At 74.0% G+C, this 17,847-nt stretch carries 12 protein-coding genes; 5 read left to right on the top strand and 7 right to left on the bottom strand.

The genetic code is table 11. From position 1 onward, the window contains the following. Positions 1-165: 165 nt before the first annotated feature. From ACH4TP_RS31865 to ACH4TP_RS31850, 4 genes are all read right to left on the bottom strand, one after another. Positions 166-1,293, bottom strand: coding sequence for an FAD-dependent oxidoreductase (locus ACH4TP_RS31865; protein ID WP_389234762.1), 1,128 nt, complete (start codon positions 1,291-1,293; stop codon positions 166-168). Positions 1,294-1,414: 121 nt separating this feature from the next. Then, a complete protein-coding gene (gene metK, locus ACH4TP_RS31860; RefSeq protein WP_398190530.1) occupies positions 1,415-2,629 on the bottom strand; it encodes a methionine adenosyltransferase in 1,215 nt (404 codons plus the stop codon). Positions 2,630-2,682: 53 nt separating this feature from the next. Continuing rightward, complete coding sequence (locus ACH4TP_RS31855) at positions 2,683-3,747, bottom strand: methyltransferase (protein ID WP_389234757.1); 1,065 nt, start codon at positions 3,745-3,747, stop codon at positions 2,683-2,685. 163 nt (positions 3,748-3,910) lie between these two features. Beyond that, entirely contained in the window at positions 3,911-6,166 is a 2,256-nt protein-coding gene (locus ACH4TP_RS31850; RefSeq protein ID WP_398439868.1) for a BTAD domain-containing putative transcriptional regulator, read from the bottom strand. Positions 6,167-6,554: 388 nt separating this feature from the next. Between ACH4TP_RS31850 and ACH4TP_RS31845 the strand changes: the two genes are divergently transcribed. Beyond that, positions 6,555-7,490, top strand: a complete 936-nt coding sequence (locus ACH4TP_RS31845; protein WP_398190524.1) for an NADP-dependent oxidoreductase — start codon at positions 6,555-6,557, stop codon at positions 7,488-7,490. Between the two features lie 54 nt (positions 7,491-7,544). After that, positions 7,545-8,225 (top strand): O-methyltransferase, encoded by a 681-nt coding sequence (locus ACH4TP_RS31840; RefSeq protein WP_389234748.1) that lies wholly within the window; start codon positions 7,545-7,547, stop codon positions 8,223-8,225. A gap of 217 nt (positions 8,226-8,442) precedes the next feature. Here the strand turns inward: ACH4TP_RS31840 and ACH4TP_RS31835 are convergent, their stop codons facing one another. Next, complete coding sequence (locus ACH4TP_RS31835; RefSeq protein ID WP_398439867.1) at positions 8,443-9,825, bottom strand: hypothetical protein; 1,383 nt, start codon at positions 9,823-9,825, stop codon at positions 8,443-8,445. 404 nt (positions 9,826-10,229) lie between these two features. Between ACH4TP_RS31835 and ACH4TP_RS31830 the strand changes: the two genes are divergently transcribed. Further along, positions 10,230-11,489 carry a cytochrome P450 gene (locus ACH4TP_RS31830; RefSeq protein WP_398439866.1) on the top strand — a complete coding sequence of 420 codons (1,260 nt, stop codon included), beginning with the start codon at positions 10,230-10,232 and terminating at the stop codon, positions 11,487-11,489. A 1,103-nt stretch (positions 11,490-12,592) separates the two neighbouring features. Here ACH4TP_RS31830 and ACH4TP_RS31825 read toward each other — a convergent pair. After that, positions 12,593-14,017, bottom strand: coding sequence for an FAD-binding oxidoreductase (locus tag ACH4TP_RS31825; RefSeq protein ID WP_398439865.1), 1,425 nt, complete (start codon positions 14,015-14,017; stop codon positions 12,593-12,595). 144 nt (positions 14,018-14,161) lie between these two features. Between ACH4TP_RS31825 and ACH4TP_RS31820 the strand changes: the two genes are divergently transcribed. After that, on the top strand, positions 14,162-14,614 hold the full coding sequence (locus ACH4TP_RS31820; protein ID WP_389234736.1) for a MarR family winged helix-turn-helix transcriptional regulator: 453 nt from the start codon (positions 14,162-14,164) through the stop codon (positions 14,612-14,614). Between the two features lie 890 nt (positions 14,615-15,504). On the opposite strand, the gene ACH4TP_RS31815 is transcribed toward ACH4TP_RS31820, so the two are convergent. After that, a complete protein-coding gene (locus ACH4TP_RS31815; RefSeq protein ID WP_398439864.1) occupies positions 15,505-16,437 on the bottom strand; it encodes an NADP-dependent oxidoreductase in 933 nt (310 codons plus the stop codon). A gap of 89 nt (positions 16,438-16,526) precedes the next feature. Here ACH4TP_RS31815 and ACH4TP_RS31810 point away from each other — a divergent pair, with 89 nt between their 5' ends. Further along, complete coding sequence (locus ACH4TP_RS31810; protein WP_398439863.1) at positions 16,527-17,465, top strand: AraC family transcriptional regulator; 939 nt, start codon at positions 16,527-16,529, stop codon at positions 17,463-17,465. The last annotated feature ends 382 nt before the right edge of the window (positions 17,466-17,847 follow it).

Genomic DNA, 17,847 nt, shown 5'->3' with positions numbered 1-17,847 from the left:
CGCCCCGGTCGGGGTGAGGCCGACCCTGCCGGGTCCGCCCGCCTGGTCGGGGTGGGGCCGGCCCGGTCGGGGTGAGCCGGCCCTGCCGGGTCGGTCCGTCCGGTCGGGGTGGGTCCGTCCGGTCGGGCCGGGGCCGGGTTCGGGCCGGGGGGCGGCGGGGTGGGGTCAGATCGGTTCGACGAGGCGGGCCAGGGCGCGTTGGACCACGGCGGTCTGTTCCCGGGGGGGTGCCTGGCGCTGTTCGAGCCGGCCGATCTCGATGGAGCTGTCGACCACGAACCGGCAGCGCTGCTCGTGCCGGGCGGAGTAGGCGCGGAAGGTGTCGCGGACCGTGCGGTGGCGGGCGAGTTCCTCGGCCAGGACCAGCGCGTCCTCGACCGCGAGGCCCGCGCCGGAGGCCAGCTGCGGTGTGGTGGGGTGGGCGGCGTCCCCGACGAGGATGACCCGCCCGCGGTGCCAGGGGCCGGGCAGGTCGAAGGACTCCAGCGGCCGGTAGGCGATCGGGGTGTCCGGGCCGATCGACTCCCGGAACGCGGCGACGTGCCCGCCGTAGGGTTTGAGCAGGTCGGCCAGGGCACCGGGCAGCTCGTGGGGTGCGCGGACCCTGCGCTCGGTGCGTTCGACGACGAACATGTACATCTGGGTGGCCGAGACCGGGGTCCAGCCGACCTTGACCGGCCCGCCCAGGAAGTAGTGCCGGCTGTCGACCCCCGGCGGGCGGGGCACGAACATGCGCCACACGCTCTGGCCCGTGTACTGCGGTTCGGGGGCGCCGGGGAAGACCTGGTGGCGGGTGCGCGAGTAGATGCCGTCCGCGGCCACGACCATGTCGTAGCGGCCGGTGGTGCCGTCGCTGAAGGTGACGTCGACGCCGTCCGGGTCCTGCCGCAGCGCGGTGAGGGAGGTGCCGAACCGGGGGCGTACCCCGTGGGCCAGGACGTGGGAGGACAGGATCCGGTACAGCACCGGGCGGCCGATGCCGCCGGAGCCGGGCACGCCGGCCTGCGGCGGCATCGGGGTGGGGATGTCGTGCAGGTGGGTGCCGTCGACGCCGCACACCCGGATGCCCTCGCCGACGTAGCCCTGGGCGGCGACCTCGTCGTAGACGCCGAGCTGTTTCAGGGCGCGCAGGGTCGGGCCGGTGATGGTCAGGCCGGCGCCGATCACCGTCCAGTCGGGGGCGAGGTCGATCAGGTCGACCCGCGCTCCGATGCGGCGCAGGGTGAGGGTCGCCGCCATGCCGGCGATCCCGGCACCGACGATCAGCACGTGGCCCGCCTGCTGCGGCGTCATCGTGGTCCTTCCGGTCGTGTACGGGCAGGGGGGAAGTGGTGCGCGGCGGTGGGGGGTACCGCGCACCACTGGCTCGGTGGGTCCCGGCCGGGGTCCGCCGGGGCCCGGCGCGGGAGGAGGGTCAGGCGGTGCGGGCGGCCTGCTTGAGGGCGTCGGCGCGGTCGGTGCGCTCCCAGGTGAAGTCGGGCAGGTCGCGGCCGAAGTGGCCGTAGGCGGCGGTGGCGGCGTAGATGGGGCGCAGCAGGTCGAGGTCGCGGATGATCGCGGCCGGGCGCAGGTCGAAGACCTGGGCGATGGCGTGTTCGATCTTCTCGGTGTCGATCGTGTGGGTGCCGAAGGTCTCGACGAACAGGCCGACGGGTTCGGCCTTGCCGATGGCGTAGGCGACCTGGACCTCGCAGCGCTTGGCCAGGCCGGCGGCGACGACGTTCTTGGCGACCCAGCGCATGGCGTAGGCGGCGGAGCGGTCGACCTTGGAGGGGTCCTTGCCGGAGAAGGCGCCGCCGCCGTGGCGGGCCATGCCGCCGTAGGTGTCGATGATGATCTTGCGGCCGGTCAGGCCGGCGTCGCCCATCGGGCCGCCGATCTCGAAGCGGCCGGTGGGGTTGACGAGCAGCCGGTAGCCGTCGGTGTCGAGTTTGATGCCGTCGTGGGCCAGGTGGGCCAGGACGGGTTCGACGACGTGGGTGCGGATGTCGGGGGTGAGCAGCGCCTCCAGGTCGATGTCGGAGGCGTGCTGGGAGGAGACGACGACGGTGTCGAGGCGCACGGGGGTGTCGCCGTCGTACTCGAGGGTGACCTGGGTCTTTCCGTCGGGCCGCAGGTAGGGGATGGTGCCGTTCTTGCGGACCTCGGTCAGGCGGCGGGAGAGCTGGTGGGCGAGGTGGATGGGCAGCGGCATCAGGCTGGGGGTCTCGTCGGTGGCGTAGCCGAACATCAGGCCCTGGTCGCCGGCGCCCTGGCGGGCGAGGTCGTCGTCGCCGGCGCCCTCGACGCGTTTTTCGTAGGCGGTGTCGACGCCCTGGGCGATGTCCGGGGACTGGGCGCCGATGGACACCGACACGCCGCAGGAGGCGCCGTCGAAGCCCTTCTTCGAGGAGTCGTAGCCGATGGCGAGGATGGTGTCGCGGACCAGGCCGGCGATGTCGGCGTAGGCGGTGGTGGCGACCTCTCCGGCGATGTGGACCTGGCCGGTGGTGATCAGGGTCTCCACCGCGACGCGTGAGGCGGGGTCCTCGCGCAGCAGGGCGTCGAGGATGGTGTCGCTGATCTGGTCGGCGATCTTGTCGGGGTGGCCCTCGGTGACGGACTCCGAGGTGAACAGGCGGCGGGACATGACCCTCCCGGGTGAGGTGGACACGAAAAAAAAGGGGGTGGTGGTGCGGGCGGTCAGCCGTTCTTCGTCGCGCTCAAGATGCCCTGCAGCGGCAGGGCGTCCGGCGGCAGGTCCGCCGGGTTCTGGGACAGCTGCCGGGTGACGGTGAACCCGGCCTGCTCCAGCCAGTTCGCGAACGTCGACAGCTTCTGCGGGCCGCCCTGTCCGGTGGCGCAGCCCAGGAAGAAGGAGGGGTAGTAGTCCACGCTCCAGGACTCCTTGATGTCCTCGGCGTAGATCGGGACCAGGATGTGCAGGCGTCCGCCGGGCTGGAGGGAGGCGTGGACGTTGCGCAGGATCCTGAGCACGTCGTCCTTGTCGAACATGTTCAGGAAGTGCTTGATCAGGATGGTGTCGAAGCCCTCGGGCACGCCCTGGAAGACGTCGCCGCCGATGAACGCGGTGGCCTCCTCCAGGCCGTGGGCGCGGAAGTTGGCCAGGCAGTCCTCGCGCTTGTCCGGCAGGTCGAAGGTGGTCACGTGCAGGCCGGGCGAGGCCTTGAACTTGTGGGTGTGGATGGCGCCCAGGCCGGTGTGTCCGGCCAGGTCCAGCACCCGGGCGCCGGCGGGGACGTCGATGTGGTCGAAGAACCAGGGGTCGATGCGGTCGGTGACGGAGTCCATCAGCTTCGACCACGGTTCGCGCAGGTCGGCGTGGACGGCCATCGCGCCGTACAGGTCGCCGTCGAATCCGTAGAGTTCCTTCAGCCCGACCAGGGTGCCGGTGCGCACGCTCTCGGTGAGGTAGTACAGCTGGCGCAGGGTGGTGGCCTTGATCTTGCCCATGAAGTCCAGCACCCGCTGCAGGTCGGCCGCCTCGACGTCGGCGAGCGCGTCCAGGCGGTAGGTGCCGGCGGTCTCGTCGTGGGCGAGGAAGCCTTCCTTGACGGGCAGGTTGAGCAGCTGGGCGATGGCGTCGGGTTTGGCCCCGGCGACCGCGCCGAGTTCGGCCGCGGTCATGCCGGGCTGGTCGCGCAGCGCGTCGATGAGGCCGAGTTCGAAGCAGGACAGCAGGTTCATGAACCGTGCGGGTCCCACCATGTACTCGCGGAATCGGGCGAGGGTGGCGTGTGCAGTCATGGGGCGTTCCCTTCGAGTCGCGCAAGGGCCGGTGCCTTGTCGCGGCTGCCTTGTCTCAGCATGTGGTGTGCGGCTTGACCGGGGCTTGGGGCGGGCTGGCGCCGGCACGCCCGCCCGCCGCCCCGGCCCGCCGCGCCGGTGGCGGCGGGCGGGTGGGGCGGGTTCATGTCCCGCGGGCGGTGGGGGCGGGGGCGAGGTGTGCGCCGGGCCGGCCGGCCGTCCAGGCGCGGCCGGCGGCCGCTTCGATCCGCAGCCGCAGCCGTCCCCGGCGCATGCGTCCGGTGGTCTCGTACAGGGCCTCGGCGACGACGGTGTCGGTGAAGCGGAACCAGCCCAGGTGCCGGGGGTCCTCGTCGACCAGGCCGGCCGCGATCGCGTGGTCCAGGACCGCGAGCGCCGTGTCGATCTCGACGCCGGCCACGTCGGCGACGACCTCGACGTCGAAGTGCCGACCGGCGACGGCGGCCACGGCCAGGAGTTCGGCGGCGGGTTCGGGCAGCCGGGCCAGGCGCTGGAGGACCACCTGGCGCACCGGGGCGGCGACCGGCGGGCCGGGGGACGGTGCGGTGCGCTGCTCGCCGGCCAGCAGCCGGATCATCTCGCGCAGGAAGAACGGGTTGCCCCCGGAGCGGGCGCACAGGCCTTCGGCGGTGCGGGGGCTGACCTCGCCGCCGACCAGGGCGCTGGCCAGGGCCCGGGTGTCGCGGGGGCCGAGCCCGCGCAGCTCGATGCGGGCGGGCCCCGTGCCCGCCGGCGCGGCTAGCACCCCCTGCAGGGCCGGTGCCTCCTCGGTGCGGTAGGCGACGATCAGCAGCAGCCGGCTGTCGGGCACCCGGCGGGCCAGGCGGGCCAGCATCCGCAGCGAGGCCTCGTCGGCCCGGTGCGCATGGTCGAGCATGACCACCAGCGCCCCCGCCCGGGACAGGACGGCCAGGTGCCGGGCGAGGGCGTCGGCCGGCCCCGGCTCGCCGGGCGCCGGCGGGTGGGGGGCCGGCGGGTGGGTGCCGAAGGCCGGGGTACCGGGAGGCCGCGTGCCGAGGACCGGTGTACCGGGAGGCCGCGTACCGGGGTTCGGGTGGGGGCCGGGGGCCGGGGTACCGGGAAGCCGTGTGCCGAGGACCGGTGTACCGGGGGGCTGCGTACCGGGGTTCGGGTGGGGGCCGAAGGCCGGTGTGCCGGGGGTGGGCGGGTGGGGGGTGGGGGTGAGCAGGCGGGCCAGGGTGCGGGGGGCCGGGTGGTGGGGGAAGGCGGTGTCGGCCGCGCGCAGCACCTGCTGCCACAGCGACAGCGGCGGCGGGGCGAGGTGCTCGGCGCAGGTGCCCCACAGCACCGGGACGCCCGAGCGTTCGGCGAACCGGCGCAGCAGGCTGGTCTTGCCGGCGCCCGGCTCCCCCGACACCAGCACCACCTGGCCGCGGCCGGCCTCGGCCGCGGCCAGGGCCTCGGTCAGCCGGCGCACGGCCGCCTCCCGGCCGACGAACACCTCCTCACCGGCTCCCCGCACCGAGGCGGCCGGGCCGGCCGGGCCGGGCGGGTGGGGGAAGGTGCGGGGGGCGGGGTCGTCGTGCGGGGCCGGCCGGGCGGCGGGGACGCGGGGGGCGGGGCGCCAGTCCAGTTCCGGGTCCTGATGGAGGATCTGCTGGCGCATGTGCTGCAGCCGCAGGGTGGGGTCCACGCCCAGCTCCTCCGACAGGCTCGCCTGCAGGGCGCGCAGGACCTCCAGCGCGTCGGCCTGCCGGCCCGCCCGGTACAGGGCCAGGCTCAGCAGTTCGCAGCCGTACTCGCGCAGCGGGTTGGCCTGGACGAAGGCCCGCAGTTCGGCCACGGCCGCCTCGTGGGCGCCCAGGGCCAGCAGGGCCGCGCACCGCATCTCCACGACCGCCAGCCGCGTCTCCTCCAGGCGTGCCACCTCCGGCACGACGCAGGAGACGCCGCTGACCTCCGTGAAGGGCTGCCCGCGCCACAGCGCGAGGCCCGCGTCGAACTCGTGCAGCGCGCCCTGGGGGTCCTGGCGGTCCCGGGCCCGGCGGCCCGCCTCGGCATGCGCGGTGAAGCGGTGCACGTCGATGTCGGCGGCCGGGGCGTCCAGCACGTAGCCGCCGGGGCGGGTGCGCAGCACGGCGGCCGGGGTGCGCGGTGCGCGGTGCGGTTCGAGGACCTTGCGGAGTTTGGCGACATAGGCCTGCAGGGAGGTCATCGCCGAGGGCGGCGGGCTGCCTTCCCACAGGGCCTCCAGGATGACGTCGGTGCTCACCGTCCGGCCGGCCTGGCTGACCAGCAGGGCCAGCAGGGTGCGCTGTTTGGGCGCGCCCAGGTCCACCGTCCGGCCCGCGACCGTGGCCTGGACGGGGCCCAGGGCGTGGAAGCGGGCCGGGGCCGGCCGGCCGGTGCGCCCGGCGGCGGGGGGTGTGCCGGTCATCGTGCGCGGCCCGGAGGCGGTGCGGTGGTCAGGAGCGTGGTGTGCGTCATGCCGAGCCCTTCCGGATAGCCGTATACCGGGTTGTGTACAGCGACGCGGGGGCATGCAAGAGCCTCTTCCCCGGTTTTCGCCCCCGGTTATCAGGGATCGTTGGCCGACGCTACGGACACCTGTTCAAAGGCGGCTTGAGTATTCCTCGAAGCGTGCTGGGGTGGCGCTGATCCGTCTGGTCGGCGCCGGTGTTTCGATGCTAATAACTGAGGGGTGCTCAAATGATGCGGTGGCGTTCGCGGGGGAAAGGGAGTTCACGGCCGGGCCGTCATGGGGATGCCGCCGGAGCATGGGGCCGGTTGAAGTTCTGAGGCAATTGACGAGGAGAGTTCTGATCATGAAGGCAGTGCGTTTCCATTCCTATGGCGATGCCGATGTCCTGGTCCACGAGGAGACGGACGTGCCGCGGGCCGGGGCGGGCCAGGTCGTGCTGCGGGTCGCGGGCGCGGCGGTCAACCCGGTCGACGCGTCGCTGCGCGCGGGCTATGTCAGGGAGGTGTTCGACCTGGCGCTGCCGCACGTGCCGTGCTACGACGTCGCCGGTGTGGTCACCGAGGTCGGCGAGGGCGTGAGCGGGTGGAGCGAGGGCGACGCGGTGGTGGCGTGGCTGCCGATCGCCGGTCCCGGTGCGGCCGCCGAGTACGCGGTGGCGCCGGCCGAGGTGCTGGCGGCCGCGCCGCGCAGCATCGAGCTGGCCGAGGCGGCGGCGCTGCCGTCGGTGGCGCTGACGGCCTGGCAGGCGCTGTTCGAGCACGCCGGGCTGAGCGCGGGGCAGAGTGTCCTGATCAACGGCGCCGGCGGTGCGGTGGGCGGGTACGCGGTGCAGTTCGCCGCGCAGGCCGGTGCCGCGGTGACGGCGACCGCCGGCCCGGACAGCGCCGAGCGGGTGGCGTCCTACGGGGCCGGGCGGGTCATCGACTACACCGCGACCCCGGTGGCCCAGGCGGTGGCCGGTGAGCGGTTCGACGTGGTGCTGAACCTGGTGTTCCTGCCCCAGCAGGAGGAGCTGGCGAAGCTGGTGGATCTGGTGGCGGACGGCGGCGTGTTCGCCAACACCGTTCCCCCGGGCGTGGCCGAGACCGGGCGCGGGGTGCGCAACGCGCAGGTGTTCGGGCGCAGTGACGCGGCCCGGCTGGCCGAGCTGGTGGCGAAGGTGGACGCCGGCGAGGTGCGGGTGCATGTGGCGCAGCGCCGTCCGCTGGCGGAGCTGCGCGGGGTGCACGAGGACCTCGCGGTGTTCAAGCCGGTCGGCAAGACCGTTCTGATCCCCTGAAGCCGACGGCCCGGCACCGGCCGGTGGCCGTATGAGACGAGGAGCGTGACGTCGATGTCTTCGACGTTGGAATCGGATGCTGTCGCAGCGACGCTGAACCGGCTGCTGGCGGCGGAGGACGAGCAGGACCTGGCGGCCGAGTGGGCGGCGGCCGGGGTGGATCTGGCCGGTGACTTCCCGGCCGAGATGAGCGCCGCGGAGCTGGCCGAACGCACCAAGGACATCATCATGTCGGTGTCCCGGGAGGGCGGGCGGCTGCTGTATCTGCTGACCCGTGCGGTGCGGGCGCGCACGGTGGTGGAGTTCGGGACCTCGTTCGGGATCTCCACGCTGTATCTGGCGTCCGCGGTGCGCGACAACGGCGGCGGCCGGGTGGTCACGACCGAGCTGCAGCAGGACAAGGCGCGCGCGGCGAAGGAGAATTTCGCCGCCGCGGGCCTGGACGATCTGGTCGACCTGCGGGTCGGTGACGCGCGCGAGACGCTCAAGGAGCTGTCCGGGCCGGTGGATCTGGTGCTGCTGGACGGGTGGCTGGATCTGCGGCTGCCGGTTCTGCGGCTGGTCGAGCCGCGGCTGCGGCCCGGTGCGCTGGTGGTGATCGACGATGTCGATCTGGATATCGGCCGCGGGGTGTACGAGGAGTTCCGGGCCCACATCGACGATCCGGCGAACGGGTATCTGTCGCTGACGCTTCCGGTGCATCAGGGCGTCCAGTTGGCGCTCAAGCTGCACTGACCTGCGGGAAACAGGAAAAGAAGCAGCAGGAAAATAAGGAAGGGGGCCGGCCGCGGCCACCGGGCCGAATGGTCCCGGTGCGACCGCGGCCGGCCCCCCCTTTTTTCTTTCTTTAATTTTTTTCGGTGTCCGGTGGCTGGTTTCCGGCTGCGGCCGGGGCGGGTCGGTTTCCGGCTGCGGCCGGGGCGGGTCGGTTTCCGGCCGCGGCCGGGGTGGGTCAGTTTCCGGCCGCGGCGATGACCCGGCGGATGCTGTCGTCGGCGATGCGCCGGGCGCGTTCGGCGGAGACGGCCTGCTCGATGTGGGTGAAGTTCCACGACAGGCGGCCCTGGCTGGTGGTCACCGAGGAGCCGAGGTAGCCGACCACCGAGATCCCGCCGACGAACTGGGCGCCGGACAGCTGCCAGGTGCCCGTCGGGGCGGCCAGTTCGGTGGGGAAGGCGAAGCGGCCGATGTTGGAGACGAAGAAGTTGAAGGGCCCGTTCTCCTCGAAGTGCCGGATGAAGGGCTCGCTGTCGGCGGTGCCGGCCGGTCCCTGGACGGCGAGCAGGTCGAACACGTCGTACTGTTCGCCGTGCTTCTTGCGGGCGGCGAGGTCGTCGTTGATGGACCGGGCCATCGCCCACACGTCGTCGGGCTGGTAGCGGACCTGGGAGTGCAGGGCCGAGACGTAGCAGCCGGCCTCGTCCTCGAGGACCGTGCGGGTCAGTTCGTCGCGCAGGGACAGCGGGGAGCCGACCGCGAACCAGGCCCGGGGCGCGGCCTGGGCGTCGTGGGCGACCGCGCAGGCCAGGGCGGCGGCCAGCAGGCCGTGCAGGGTGGTGGCCTCCCGCCGGCAGGCCGAGGCCAGGCGGTCGAGGACGTCGGCGTCGAGGAAGCGGTGCAGCATGCGGGTGCGGCGCCGGTCGAAGGGGACGAAGTGTTCCGGCCGCAGCCGGCCCACCACCCCCTGCTCCTGCTCCTGTTCCTGGGCGGGCTGTGGCCGGGTGGCCGGGTCGGGGCGGGGCGGGAAGAGGGCCTCGAACGGCTCGGGAAAACCCCCACCCGCCCCACCCGCACCGCCGGTGGTGGTGGGGGTGTGGGGGGCGGGCGGCTGGGCGGCGAGCCGGACCCACTGGCGCAGCAGGGACAGGGCGGTGGTGCCGTCCGCGATGCAGTGCGGCACGGTCAGCAGCAGATCGTGGGTGCGCCGGTCCGGGGTGCTGATCAGGACGGCGCGGGCCAGCGGGCCGGTGGCCCAGTCGACCGGATCGGTCAGCTCGCGGGCGTCGATCTCCCCCGCCCACCGGTCCTGTTCGGGGCCGTCCAGGACGATCTCGCGCAGCGGGATCGGCCGGCCGGTGGGCACGAACCACGGCCCGCCGCCGGGCTGCGGGCCGGCGGCTATCGCCGTGCGCAGCTGCGGGTGGCGGGCCTGCAGCGCGGCCAGTGCGGTGCGCAGCTGCCGGGCCGGCAGCTCGCCCTGGACACGGACGCGGGCGCAGACGTTGAGCGTGGAGAGCTGGTCGATGATCCAGTACCAGCGTTCGCCCGGGCTGAGTTCGCGTGCGGCCTCAGGGTGCGGGCGGGTGTCGTTGTTCGGTGTGCTCGGTGCGCTCATGGCGGCACTCCCCCATCGCTTTGTTCACTTTTTCTTCGCGCGAGCCCGGCACGTCGCCCGTCGCTCGTTGCTCGTCGCTCGTTGCTCGTTGCTCGTTGCTCGTCGCTCGTTGCTCGTCTCGCGCGCTGCCGGTGGCTGGCCGGAATCGGGGCCGGAGGCTAGCAACGCCGCGTGGAGCCCCGGTGGAGCCGCCCTCGCCTCCCGCCCCCGCGCCGCGCGCGGGGCGGGGCGGGGGCGGGGCGGGGGCGGGGCGGGAAGAGGGGGTGTGACCTGCGGACTGTGGTGGGGGGTTAGTCGTTGTCAAGCAGAGCCTGGTGGCATTTTCGATCCGACCTCAAGCCGGCCGGGATCCGGACTCGAGCCGGCCGCGATCCGGTCTCAAGCACGCCAGGAGGAACGCCGTCATGACCGACACGACGCTCAGTACCGCCTCTGCACCGCTGTTCCCGATCGATCCCGCGGGCGTGGACCGTCACGGCGAGGCGGCCGCGATGCGCGCCCTGGGCCCGGTGGTGCGGGCCGTGCTGCCCGGCGGGGTGCGCATGTGGGTGGTCACCGACTACGCGCTGCTGGCCGAGCTGTCGGCCGACCCGCGGGTGGGGCGGGACTGGCGCACCTGGGAGGCGCTGCGGCGCGGGGAGATCCCCGACGACTGGCCGCTGCTGGGCATGATCCGGCTGAACAACATGATGGCCCGGGACGGCGCCGAACACCGGCGGCTGCGCCGCCCGCTGACCCGGACCTTCACCCGCAGCCGGGTGGAACGCATGGGCCCCCGGATCGACCAGATCGTCGCCGGCATGCTGGACGACCTGCCCCGCCAGGCCGGCCCCGACGGCGTCGTCGACCTGCGCAGGCACTACGCCTACCCGTTCCCCATGCAGGTCATCTGCGAGCTGATCGGCATCCCCGAGGCCTGGTGGGCGAGGTTCCGCGAACTGATCGACAGCGTCATACGCGCCGACACCACCGCCGAGCAGTTCCTGGCCGCCCAGGCCGAACGGCACGAGCTGTTCACCCGGCTGTTCGCGATGCGGCGCGCCGAGCCGGCCGACGACCTGACCAGCGCGCTGCTGGCCGCCGGGACCGAGGAGGGCGAGGAGGCGTTCACCGACGAGGAACTCGAAGACACCCTGTGGACGCTGATCGGCGCCGGCCACGAGACCTCGATCAGCCTGATCGTCAACGCCACCCGCGCCCTGCTGACCCACCCCGACCAGCTCGCGATGGTCCGCGAGGGCGGCATGGCCCTGTGGGGCGAGGTGGTGGAGGAGACCCTGCGCTGGGACTCCCCGGTGGGCAACTTCCCCGCCCGCTTCCCCACCCAGGACATCACCGTCGCCGGCGTCACCATCCCCCGGGGCGACGCGATCCTGGCCCCCTGGAGCGGCGTCAACCGCGATCCGAGCCAGTACGGCGAGGACGCCGACCGGTTCGACATCACCCGGCCCGTCAAGCGCCACCTCGCCTTCGGTACCGGCCCCCACGTGTGCATCGGCCCCGCCCTCGCCCGCTTCGAGGCCATGGCCGCCCTGCCCCCGCTGTTCGCCCGCTACCCCCACCTCCGGCTCGCCGTCGACCCCGCCGACCTCCAGCCCGTCCCCTCCATCTTCTCCAACTCCGTCACCGGCCTGCCCGTCCACCTGGGCCCGGAAAAACACTGACCCCGAGCCCCGGACCCAGCCCCAGCCCCGGGGCCCGGGCCGGCCGGGAACGGCGAACGGCCGGACAGACCCCCGAGAAAATAGAGGGGGGCCTGTCCGGCCGTTCGCGTCACCCCCTCTCCGGCCCCACAGGCAGCCAGCAGCCGGGGCACGGCCCGGGGCACCGGGAGCGTACGGACGGTGCACGGCCCGGGTCCCGGACCCGTACCGGCAGACCGGGCACGGGGTGTACCGGGCACGGGCGGTGCACGGCCCGGGCGCCGGCCGGCGGACCGGGCGCGGAGGCATCGGGAGCGTACGGCTCGGGGGCAGGGGTGCGGACCGACCGGCCCGGGGTACCGGGAGCGTACGGACGGGGTGCGGCCCGGGTGCCGGGCCCGTACCGGCAGGCCGGGCCGGGCTCCGGGCGCGGCCCAAGGGGCGGGAGCGTGCGGGCGGTTCGAGCCCGGGGGGGGTACCGGAGGAGGACGGGACGGGCCGGGGGGCCGGGCGTGTACGGGCGGTGCACGGGCCGGGTGCCGGGCGCCGGCCGGCGGACCGGTCCCGGGGCGTACCGGGAGCGTACGGCCCGGGCGGGGCGTACGGCCCCGGGGGGTGCGGGCGGTCCGGGTCCGGGGCGCCGGGCGCGGACGGTGCGGGTCCCGGACCCGTACCGGCAGACCGGGCACGGGTACCGGGGGCGGACGGGACGGCCCGGGGCATGGGGAGCGTACGGGCGGTGTACGGGCCGGGCGCCGGCCGGCGGACCGGTCCCGGGGCGTACCGGGTGCGGACCGACCGGCCCGGGGCACCGGAGCGTACGGACGGGGTGCGGGCCGGGTGCCGGGCACGCACGGCCGGACCGGAGCGTCGGGAGCGTGCGGCGGTGTGCGGCCCGGATGCCCGGGCACGGGTGCCCGGGCGCGGTCCGGGGGCGGGCACGGGCGGGCGGTCCGGACCCGGGTAGCGGGCCCGGATGCCCGGGTCCGGATGCCCGGGCGCGGCCCAAGGGGCGGGAGCGTGCGGGCGGTTCGGGTCCGGGGCCGGGGGCGCCGGGGCCGGTGTGGGGCCGGGACGGTCCTGGCGGTGGTGGCCGCAGGGGGGTGTCCCGGCCGGGGGGCGGGTCAGGCGGGGGTGGCCGGGGGGATGTTGTGGTTGAGGCGGAAGAGGTTGCCGGGGTCGTGGACGGCCTTGAGCTCGGTCAGGCGCCGGTAGTCCTCGGGGTCGTAGGCGGAGCGCACGTGTTCGGCGTCGCGCCGGCCGTTGAGGAAGGTCAGGGCCCGGCCGCCGGTGCTCCAGGGGGCGAGGGCCTGGACGAGGTGTTCGTGGGCGGGCTGGATGTCGGTGAGGTCGGCGCGTTCCAGCCGCGAGACGATGTTGATCAGGTAGTGCGCGTCGCGGTGACCGACGGCGTTGGGGACGCGGGCCGGGCGGGCCAGCGCGCCGCCCAGGTGGCGCAGTTCGACGACGTGCGGGACCGGGGCGTGCGGCCCGACCAGGTCGAGCAGGGCACCGGCCGCGTCGGGGCCGAGTTCGCCCAGCAGGGCGGTGGCGGACTCGAAGGAGCCGGGCACCGGCGGGTCGTTGTGGATGGTGCCGACCTCGGCGTAGGGCAGTTCGCGCACGGTGTCGTTGAAGGGGCCGAGCGCCCGCAGGGGGGCGATGAGGTCCTTGGCCGGGCTGAGGTCGTCGGCGGCGTAGGCGATGCGGACGTGGACGACGTGGCGGCCGCGCAGCGGCGGCGGCAGGACGGGGGCGTCGGGGAAGGAGATCACGGCCAGGGAGGAGGTCATCTCCTCGGGCATGCCGGCCGACCAGCTCAGGTAGGTGTCCAGGACCTCGCGGGCGGAGGCGTAGTCGAAGAACAGGCCGCCGCCGTAGAGGGTGGGGACGGGCATGAGGTCGATCTCGAGGCCGGTGACCACGCCGAAGTTGTCCCGGCCGCCGCGCAGGGCCCAGAACAGGTCGGGGTCGGAGGCGGGGGTGACGTGCCGCAGCCGGCCGTCGGCGGTGACGACGTCGATGCTGCGGACGTGGTCGGCGGCATAGCCGTAGCGGCGGGAGAGCAGTCCCAGGCCGCCGCCCAGGGTGTAGGAGACGACGCCGACGCCGGGGGCGGAGCCGGCCAGCGGGGCCAGGCCGGCCGGGGCGGCCTCGTGGATGACCTGGTCCCAGCTCACCCCGGCCGCCACCCAGGCGGTGGCGGCCCGGGTGTCGATGCGCAGGCCGGTCATGCGGGAGGTGTTGATCAGGACGCCGCCGTCGGCGGCGACCGCGCCCAGGGCGTGTCCGGTGCCCTGGACCGCGACGGGCAGGTGGTGGCGGGCGGCGAAGACGACGGCCTGCTGCACGTCGGCGGGGCCGCTGGCGCCGACCAGGACCGCCGGGCGGTGGGTGCGCCCGGTCTGGTTCCCGGCGCGCTGGGCGTCGTAGCCCTCCTGGCCGGGGGTCAGCACGACGCCCTTGACCTGCCGGGCTAAGGCCTCGACGGCCTGGTCGAAGTCGCTGCTGGGAGTGGTGTCGGGGGTGGGTGCGCCCGGAGTGCTCATGGCTGTGTGGTCCCTCTTCCGCTGCCGGTGGGGCGTGGTGGCTCTCGCGGCCGGGTGATGGGGCCGCTAAAGTTAGTCAAGCAACCTTACTACTTTTTAGTCAAGCCCCCTGACTACTTGGCTGTGTCCGGAAGGCGGCCCGAGATGACCACCCCAGCGCACGAACCCGGCGAAGGGCACCTCCCGCTGCCCACCCTGCTCGCGCAGGCCAAGGACCTCACCATCGACCGGCTCCACCGCCACCTGCACGAGGAGGGCTTCGAAGAGATCCGCTTCCGGCACGGCTCGGTCTTCCGGTTCATCGACCCCGACGGCACCCGGCTGACCGCGCTCGCCGAACGCTCCGGGTTCACCAAACAGGCCATCGCCGAGGTCGTCGACGAACTCGAACGCCACGGCTACCTCGAACGCACCCCCGACCCGCGCGACCGGCGGGCCAAACTCATCCGCCTCACCGACCGCGGCCGCGCCGGCCAGCTCGCCGCCGCCCGCATCCTGGGCGACATGGAACGCATGTGGGCCCGCCACCTCGGCCAGGACGACATCGACACCCTGCGCCGCATGCTGGAAGCAATCCTCGCCCACCCCGACCACTGACACCCCCGCCCCCACCCCGCAACGACCGGTAACCACCCGGCAATGACCGGTAACCACCACCCCATCCACGCCGGCCCCGGCCCGGCACCCGCCCGCCCGGCACCCCGGCAGCACCGGCACCGCCCGGCCCCCACGCCGGACCGTGACGACCCGCCACCGGCACCGGCCACGGCCCCCACCCCGGCCGGGCCGGCCCGGCGGAACCCGCCACCGCCCCGGCCGGTGACGGCCCGCCCGGCAGGACCGGCAGGACCGGCAAACGGTCCCGCACCGCCAGGACCGGGAACGGCGCACCGGCCGGTGCCGACGGCACCGCACCGGCCGGCAAGCCCGCCCGGCAGAACCGGTACCGGTCCCGCAACGCCGGGAACCGACCGGCAGCGGCCGGGAACGAGAACGGCCCGACGGAACCGGGGACCACCCCGCACCGGCCGGCGCCGGCCGGGGGGGGCGGCCCCGCACCCGCCGCCGACGGCCCACCGGGACCGGCCAACGGCCCGGCGCCGGCCGGAGGACAGCCCCGCACCGCCAGGACCGGGACGGCGGCAGCGGCCGGGACCGGCGGCAGCCCGGCAGGACCGGACAACGGCGGTACCGGCCGGGGACCACCCCGCACCGGCCGGCAAGCCCGCCCGGCAGAACCGGTACCGGTCCCGCAACGCCGGGAACCGACCGGCAGCGGCCGGGAACGAGAACGGCCCGACGGAACCGGTGGGCGGGGCCGGGGAGAGCACCGCACCGGCCGGGGCCCCGCGCCTGCCAGCGAGCCGTCTTCGTCCTGGAAGCCGCAGGTGCCGGCGTGCACGGGAACGGGCCCAGCCAGGCACGGGGGAACGTACCTGGCGGCCGCGCGTCCGCGAGAGCCGGATCCCGGCTCCGGCCACCTGGACTCACGGGATGATGAGGACCTTGCCCCGGGTCCGGCCCGCTTGGCTGAGGCGGTGGACCTCGGCGAGGTCGGACAGGGGACGCGATGAGCTGATGTCGATGCGGACCGCGCCGGCGTCGACGAGGTCCACAAGCGCCCCCAGGTCCGCCACATCGTTGCGGGCGACCAGGTGCACCGCGCTCACGCCGGCGTCGGCAGGAGGCTCGATCGGGGTTGCGATCGACACGATCCGCCCTCCCCGCCGCACCACAGGAGTCAGAGCCGCAGCGTCCTGCGGGCTCAACGGCACCAGGTTGAGCAGGATGTCCACCGGGCCGTCGAGCGCGGCGCTCACCGACCGAGCGGTGTAGTCGACGACGTGGTCCGCCCCCTGCCGCAGGACCGCCTCGGTACTCCGGGGACCGGCCGTGGCGATCACCTCGGCCCCCACATGCTTGGCAAGCTGCGTGACGAAGCCTCCGACACCGCCACCCGCACCGTTGACCAGCACCCGCCGGCCCCTGGCCACCCTCCCGTGCTCGAACACCGCCTGCCACGCCGTCAGGCCGGCCACAGGAAGCGCTGCGGCATGAGCCAGCGGGATGGACTTCGGTGCCGCGGTCAGCACGGCGGCGGGCGCCCGGACGTACTCGGCAGCCGCACCGCCGCCGTCGAGCCGTCCGATGACACGGTCGCCCACCGCGAACCCCTTTGCCCCCGCGCCGATCTCGGCCACGGTGCCGGCGACGTCCCAGCCGAGCACGTAGGGCAAGTCCACGGGAAAAAACGACTGCAGCAGTCCGGCCCGCAACGCGGCCTCGGTGGGGTTGAACGAGCCGGCGGCGACACGGATGAGCACTTCACCGGGGCCGGGCCGCGGACGCGGAACATCGTCGTAGCGGATCACGCAGGCATCGCCGAACCCGTGGATGCGTGCGGTCTTCATCATCGTCATGCCGTGAACCTACGAGGGCGGACGAGGACGAGCCATGCGCAAGAACTCCCCCATCCCTACGCGATCGTCTCGCGCTCTACGCTCGGGGCATGGACGTACTGAGCGATGTGGTCGCGGTGACACGGACCGGCCGACCCCGGTCGGCGCATGTGCGATGGCACGCCCCGTGGGCACAGGAGTTCTCCTCCGTACCAGGCTCGGCGGGCTTCCAGGCGGTCCTGCAGGGCTCCTGCTGGCTGCTGCCCGCGAACGCCGAACCCGTCCACCTGGCCACGGGAGACGTGGTGTTCCTGCCACACGGCAAAGGCCACACCCTGGCCGACAGCCCCCAGACCCCGGTGACGACCCCTGCCTGCAGCCCCGACAACCCGCAACCCTACGACGCCTACGCATCGGACAGCGTCGACAGAAGCAAAGACGGCGGCCCGGCCACCGTCCTGCTCTGCGGGGCCTACCAACTCGATCCGTCCCGCGCCCACCCGCTGCTGCTGTCCCTCCCGGATCTGATCCACCTGCCCGCCCACCCCGGCCGCCGTGCCGAGCTGGACTCGGCGGTCAAGCTCCTCGCCGCCGAGCTGGAGACCCCGAACCCGGGCACGGACGCGGCCGTCCCCGCCCTCCTGGACACCCTGCTGCTCTACATCCTGCGCATCTGGTTCGACCAACGCCCCCCAACAGGGGGCCACACCACCGGATGGGCCGCCGCGCTGAACGACCCGCCGGTCACCGCCGCCCTCCACGCCATCCACCACGACCCGGCCGCACCGTGGACCGTCGCGAAACTCGCCGCGGAAGCCGGACTCTCCCGGGCACCCTTCGCCAAGCGCTTCACCCGCCTGGTAGGCCAGCCACCCCTGACCTACCTGACCTGGTGGCGGATGACCACGGCAGCACGACTGCTGCGGACCTCAAACGCACCACTGAGATCAATCGCCGCCCAAGTGGGCTACACCTCCGAGTACGCCTTCGCCCACACCTTCAAACGCACCCACGGCACCCCGCCCGGAACCTACCGCCAAAAGACCTGACCGCAGCCGCCGCACCCGAACACGGTCAGCCGCACCCCGGCCCGATACGCCCCCCCTCCACGCCGGCAGCAGGCCAACAGCGCATCACCAACCCGGCCGACGGCACCGGCACGGCAGGGGGGAACACCCCGCCCGCCAAAAAACCCACCAGGACTCCCACCACGCGAAGACACACTCACCCAAGACCCTCCACCCCACACGGCCGCAGTCGGACTACCGGCAACACCCCGGCCGTTCGCAGTGACAGCAGCACGAGGCACGGACGGCAGCACGGAACGCGGACAGCAGCACGAGGCACGGACAGCAGCACGGAACGCGGACAGCAGCACGAGGCACGGACAGCAGCACGGAACGCGGACAGCAGCACGAAGCGCGGACGGTC

Source organism: Streptomyces sp. NPDC021012, from assembly GCF_044333355.1.
Classification (GTDB): Bacteria; Actinomycetota; Actinomycetes; order Streptomycetales; family Streptomycetaceae; genus Streptomyces.
Note: the sequence above shows the minus strand (reverse complement) of the source record. Positions and strands in the feature narration are given on the sequence as shown.

What these genes read in the sequence shown, in the direction of transcription:
- ACH4TP_RS31840 (WP_389234748.1), top strand. Translation starts at nt 7,545, where the DNA reads ATGTCTTCGACGTTGGAATCGGATGCTGTCGCAGCGACGCTGAACCGG.
- ACH4TP_RS31855 (WP_389234757.1), bottom strand. Translation starts at nt 3,747, where the DNA reads ATGACTGCACACGCCACCCTCGCCCGATTCCGCGAGTACATGGTGGGA.
- ACH4TP_RS31810 (WP_398439863.1), top strand. Translation starts at nt 16,527, where the DNA reads ATGGACGTACTGAGCGATGTGGTCGCGGTGACACGGACCGGCCGACCC.
- ACH4TP_RS31845 (WP_398190524.1), top strand. Translation starts at nt 6,555, where the DNA reads ATGAAGGCAGTGCGTTTCCATTCCTATGGCGATGCCGATGTCCTGGTC.
- ACH4TP_RS31830 (WP_398439866.1), top strand. Translation starts at nt 10,230, where the DNA reads ATGACCGACACGACGCTCAGTACCGCCTCTGCACCGCTGTTCCCGATC.
- ACH4TP_RS31865 (WP_389234762.1), bottom strand. Translation starts at nt 1,293, where the DNA reads ATGACGCCGCAGCAGGCGGGCCACGTGCTGATCGTCGGTGCCGGGATC.
- ACH4TP_RS31820 (WP_389234736.1), top strand. Translation starts at nt 14,162, where the DNA reads ATGACCACCCCAGCGCACGAACCCGGCGAAGGGCACCTCCCGCTGCCC.
- ACH4TP_RS31815 (WP_398439864.1), bottom strand. Translation starts at nt 16,437, where the DNA reads ATGACGATGATGAAGACCGCACGCATCCACGGGTTCGGCGATGCCTGC.
- ACH4TP_RS31825 (WP_398439865.1), bottom strand. Translation starts at nt 14,017, where the DNA reads ATGAGCACTCCGGGCGCACCCACCCCCGACACCACTCCCAGCAGCGAC.
- ACH4TP_RS31850 (WP_398439868.1), bottom strand. Translation starts at nt 6,166, where the DNA reads ATGACCGGCACACCCCCCGCCGCCGGGCGCACCGGCCGGCCGGCCCCG.
- ACH4TP_RS31835 (WP_398439867.1), bottom strand. Translation starts at nt 9,825, where the DNA reads ATGAGCGCACCGAGCACACCGAACAACGACACCCGCCCGCACCCTGAG.
- metK (WP_398190530.1), bottom strand. Translation starts at nt 2,629, where the DNA reads ATGTCCCGCCGCCTGTTCACCTCGGAGTCCGTCACCGAGGGCCACCCC.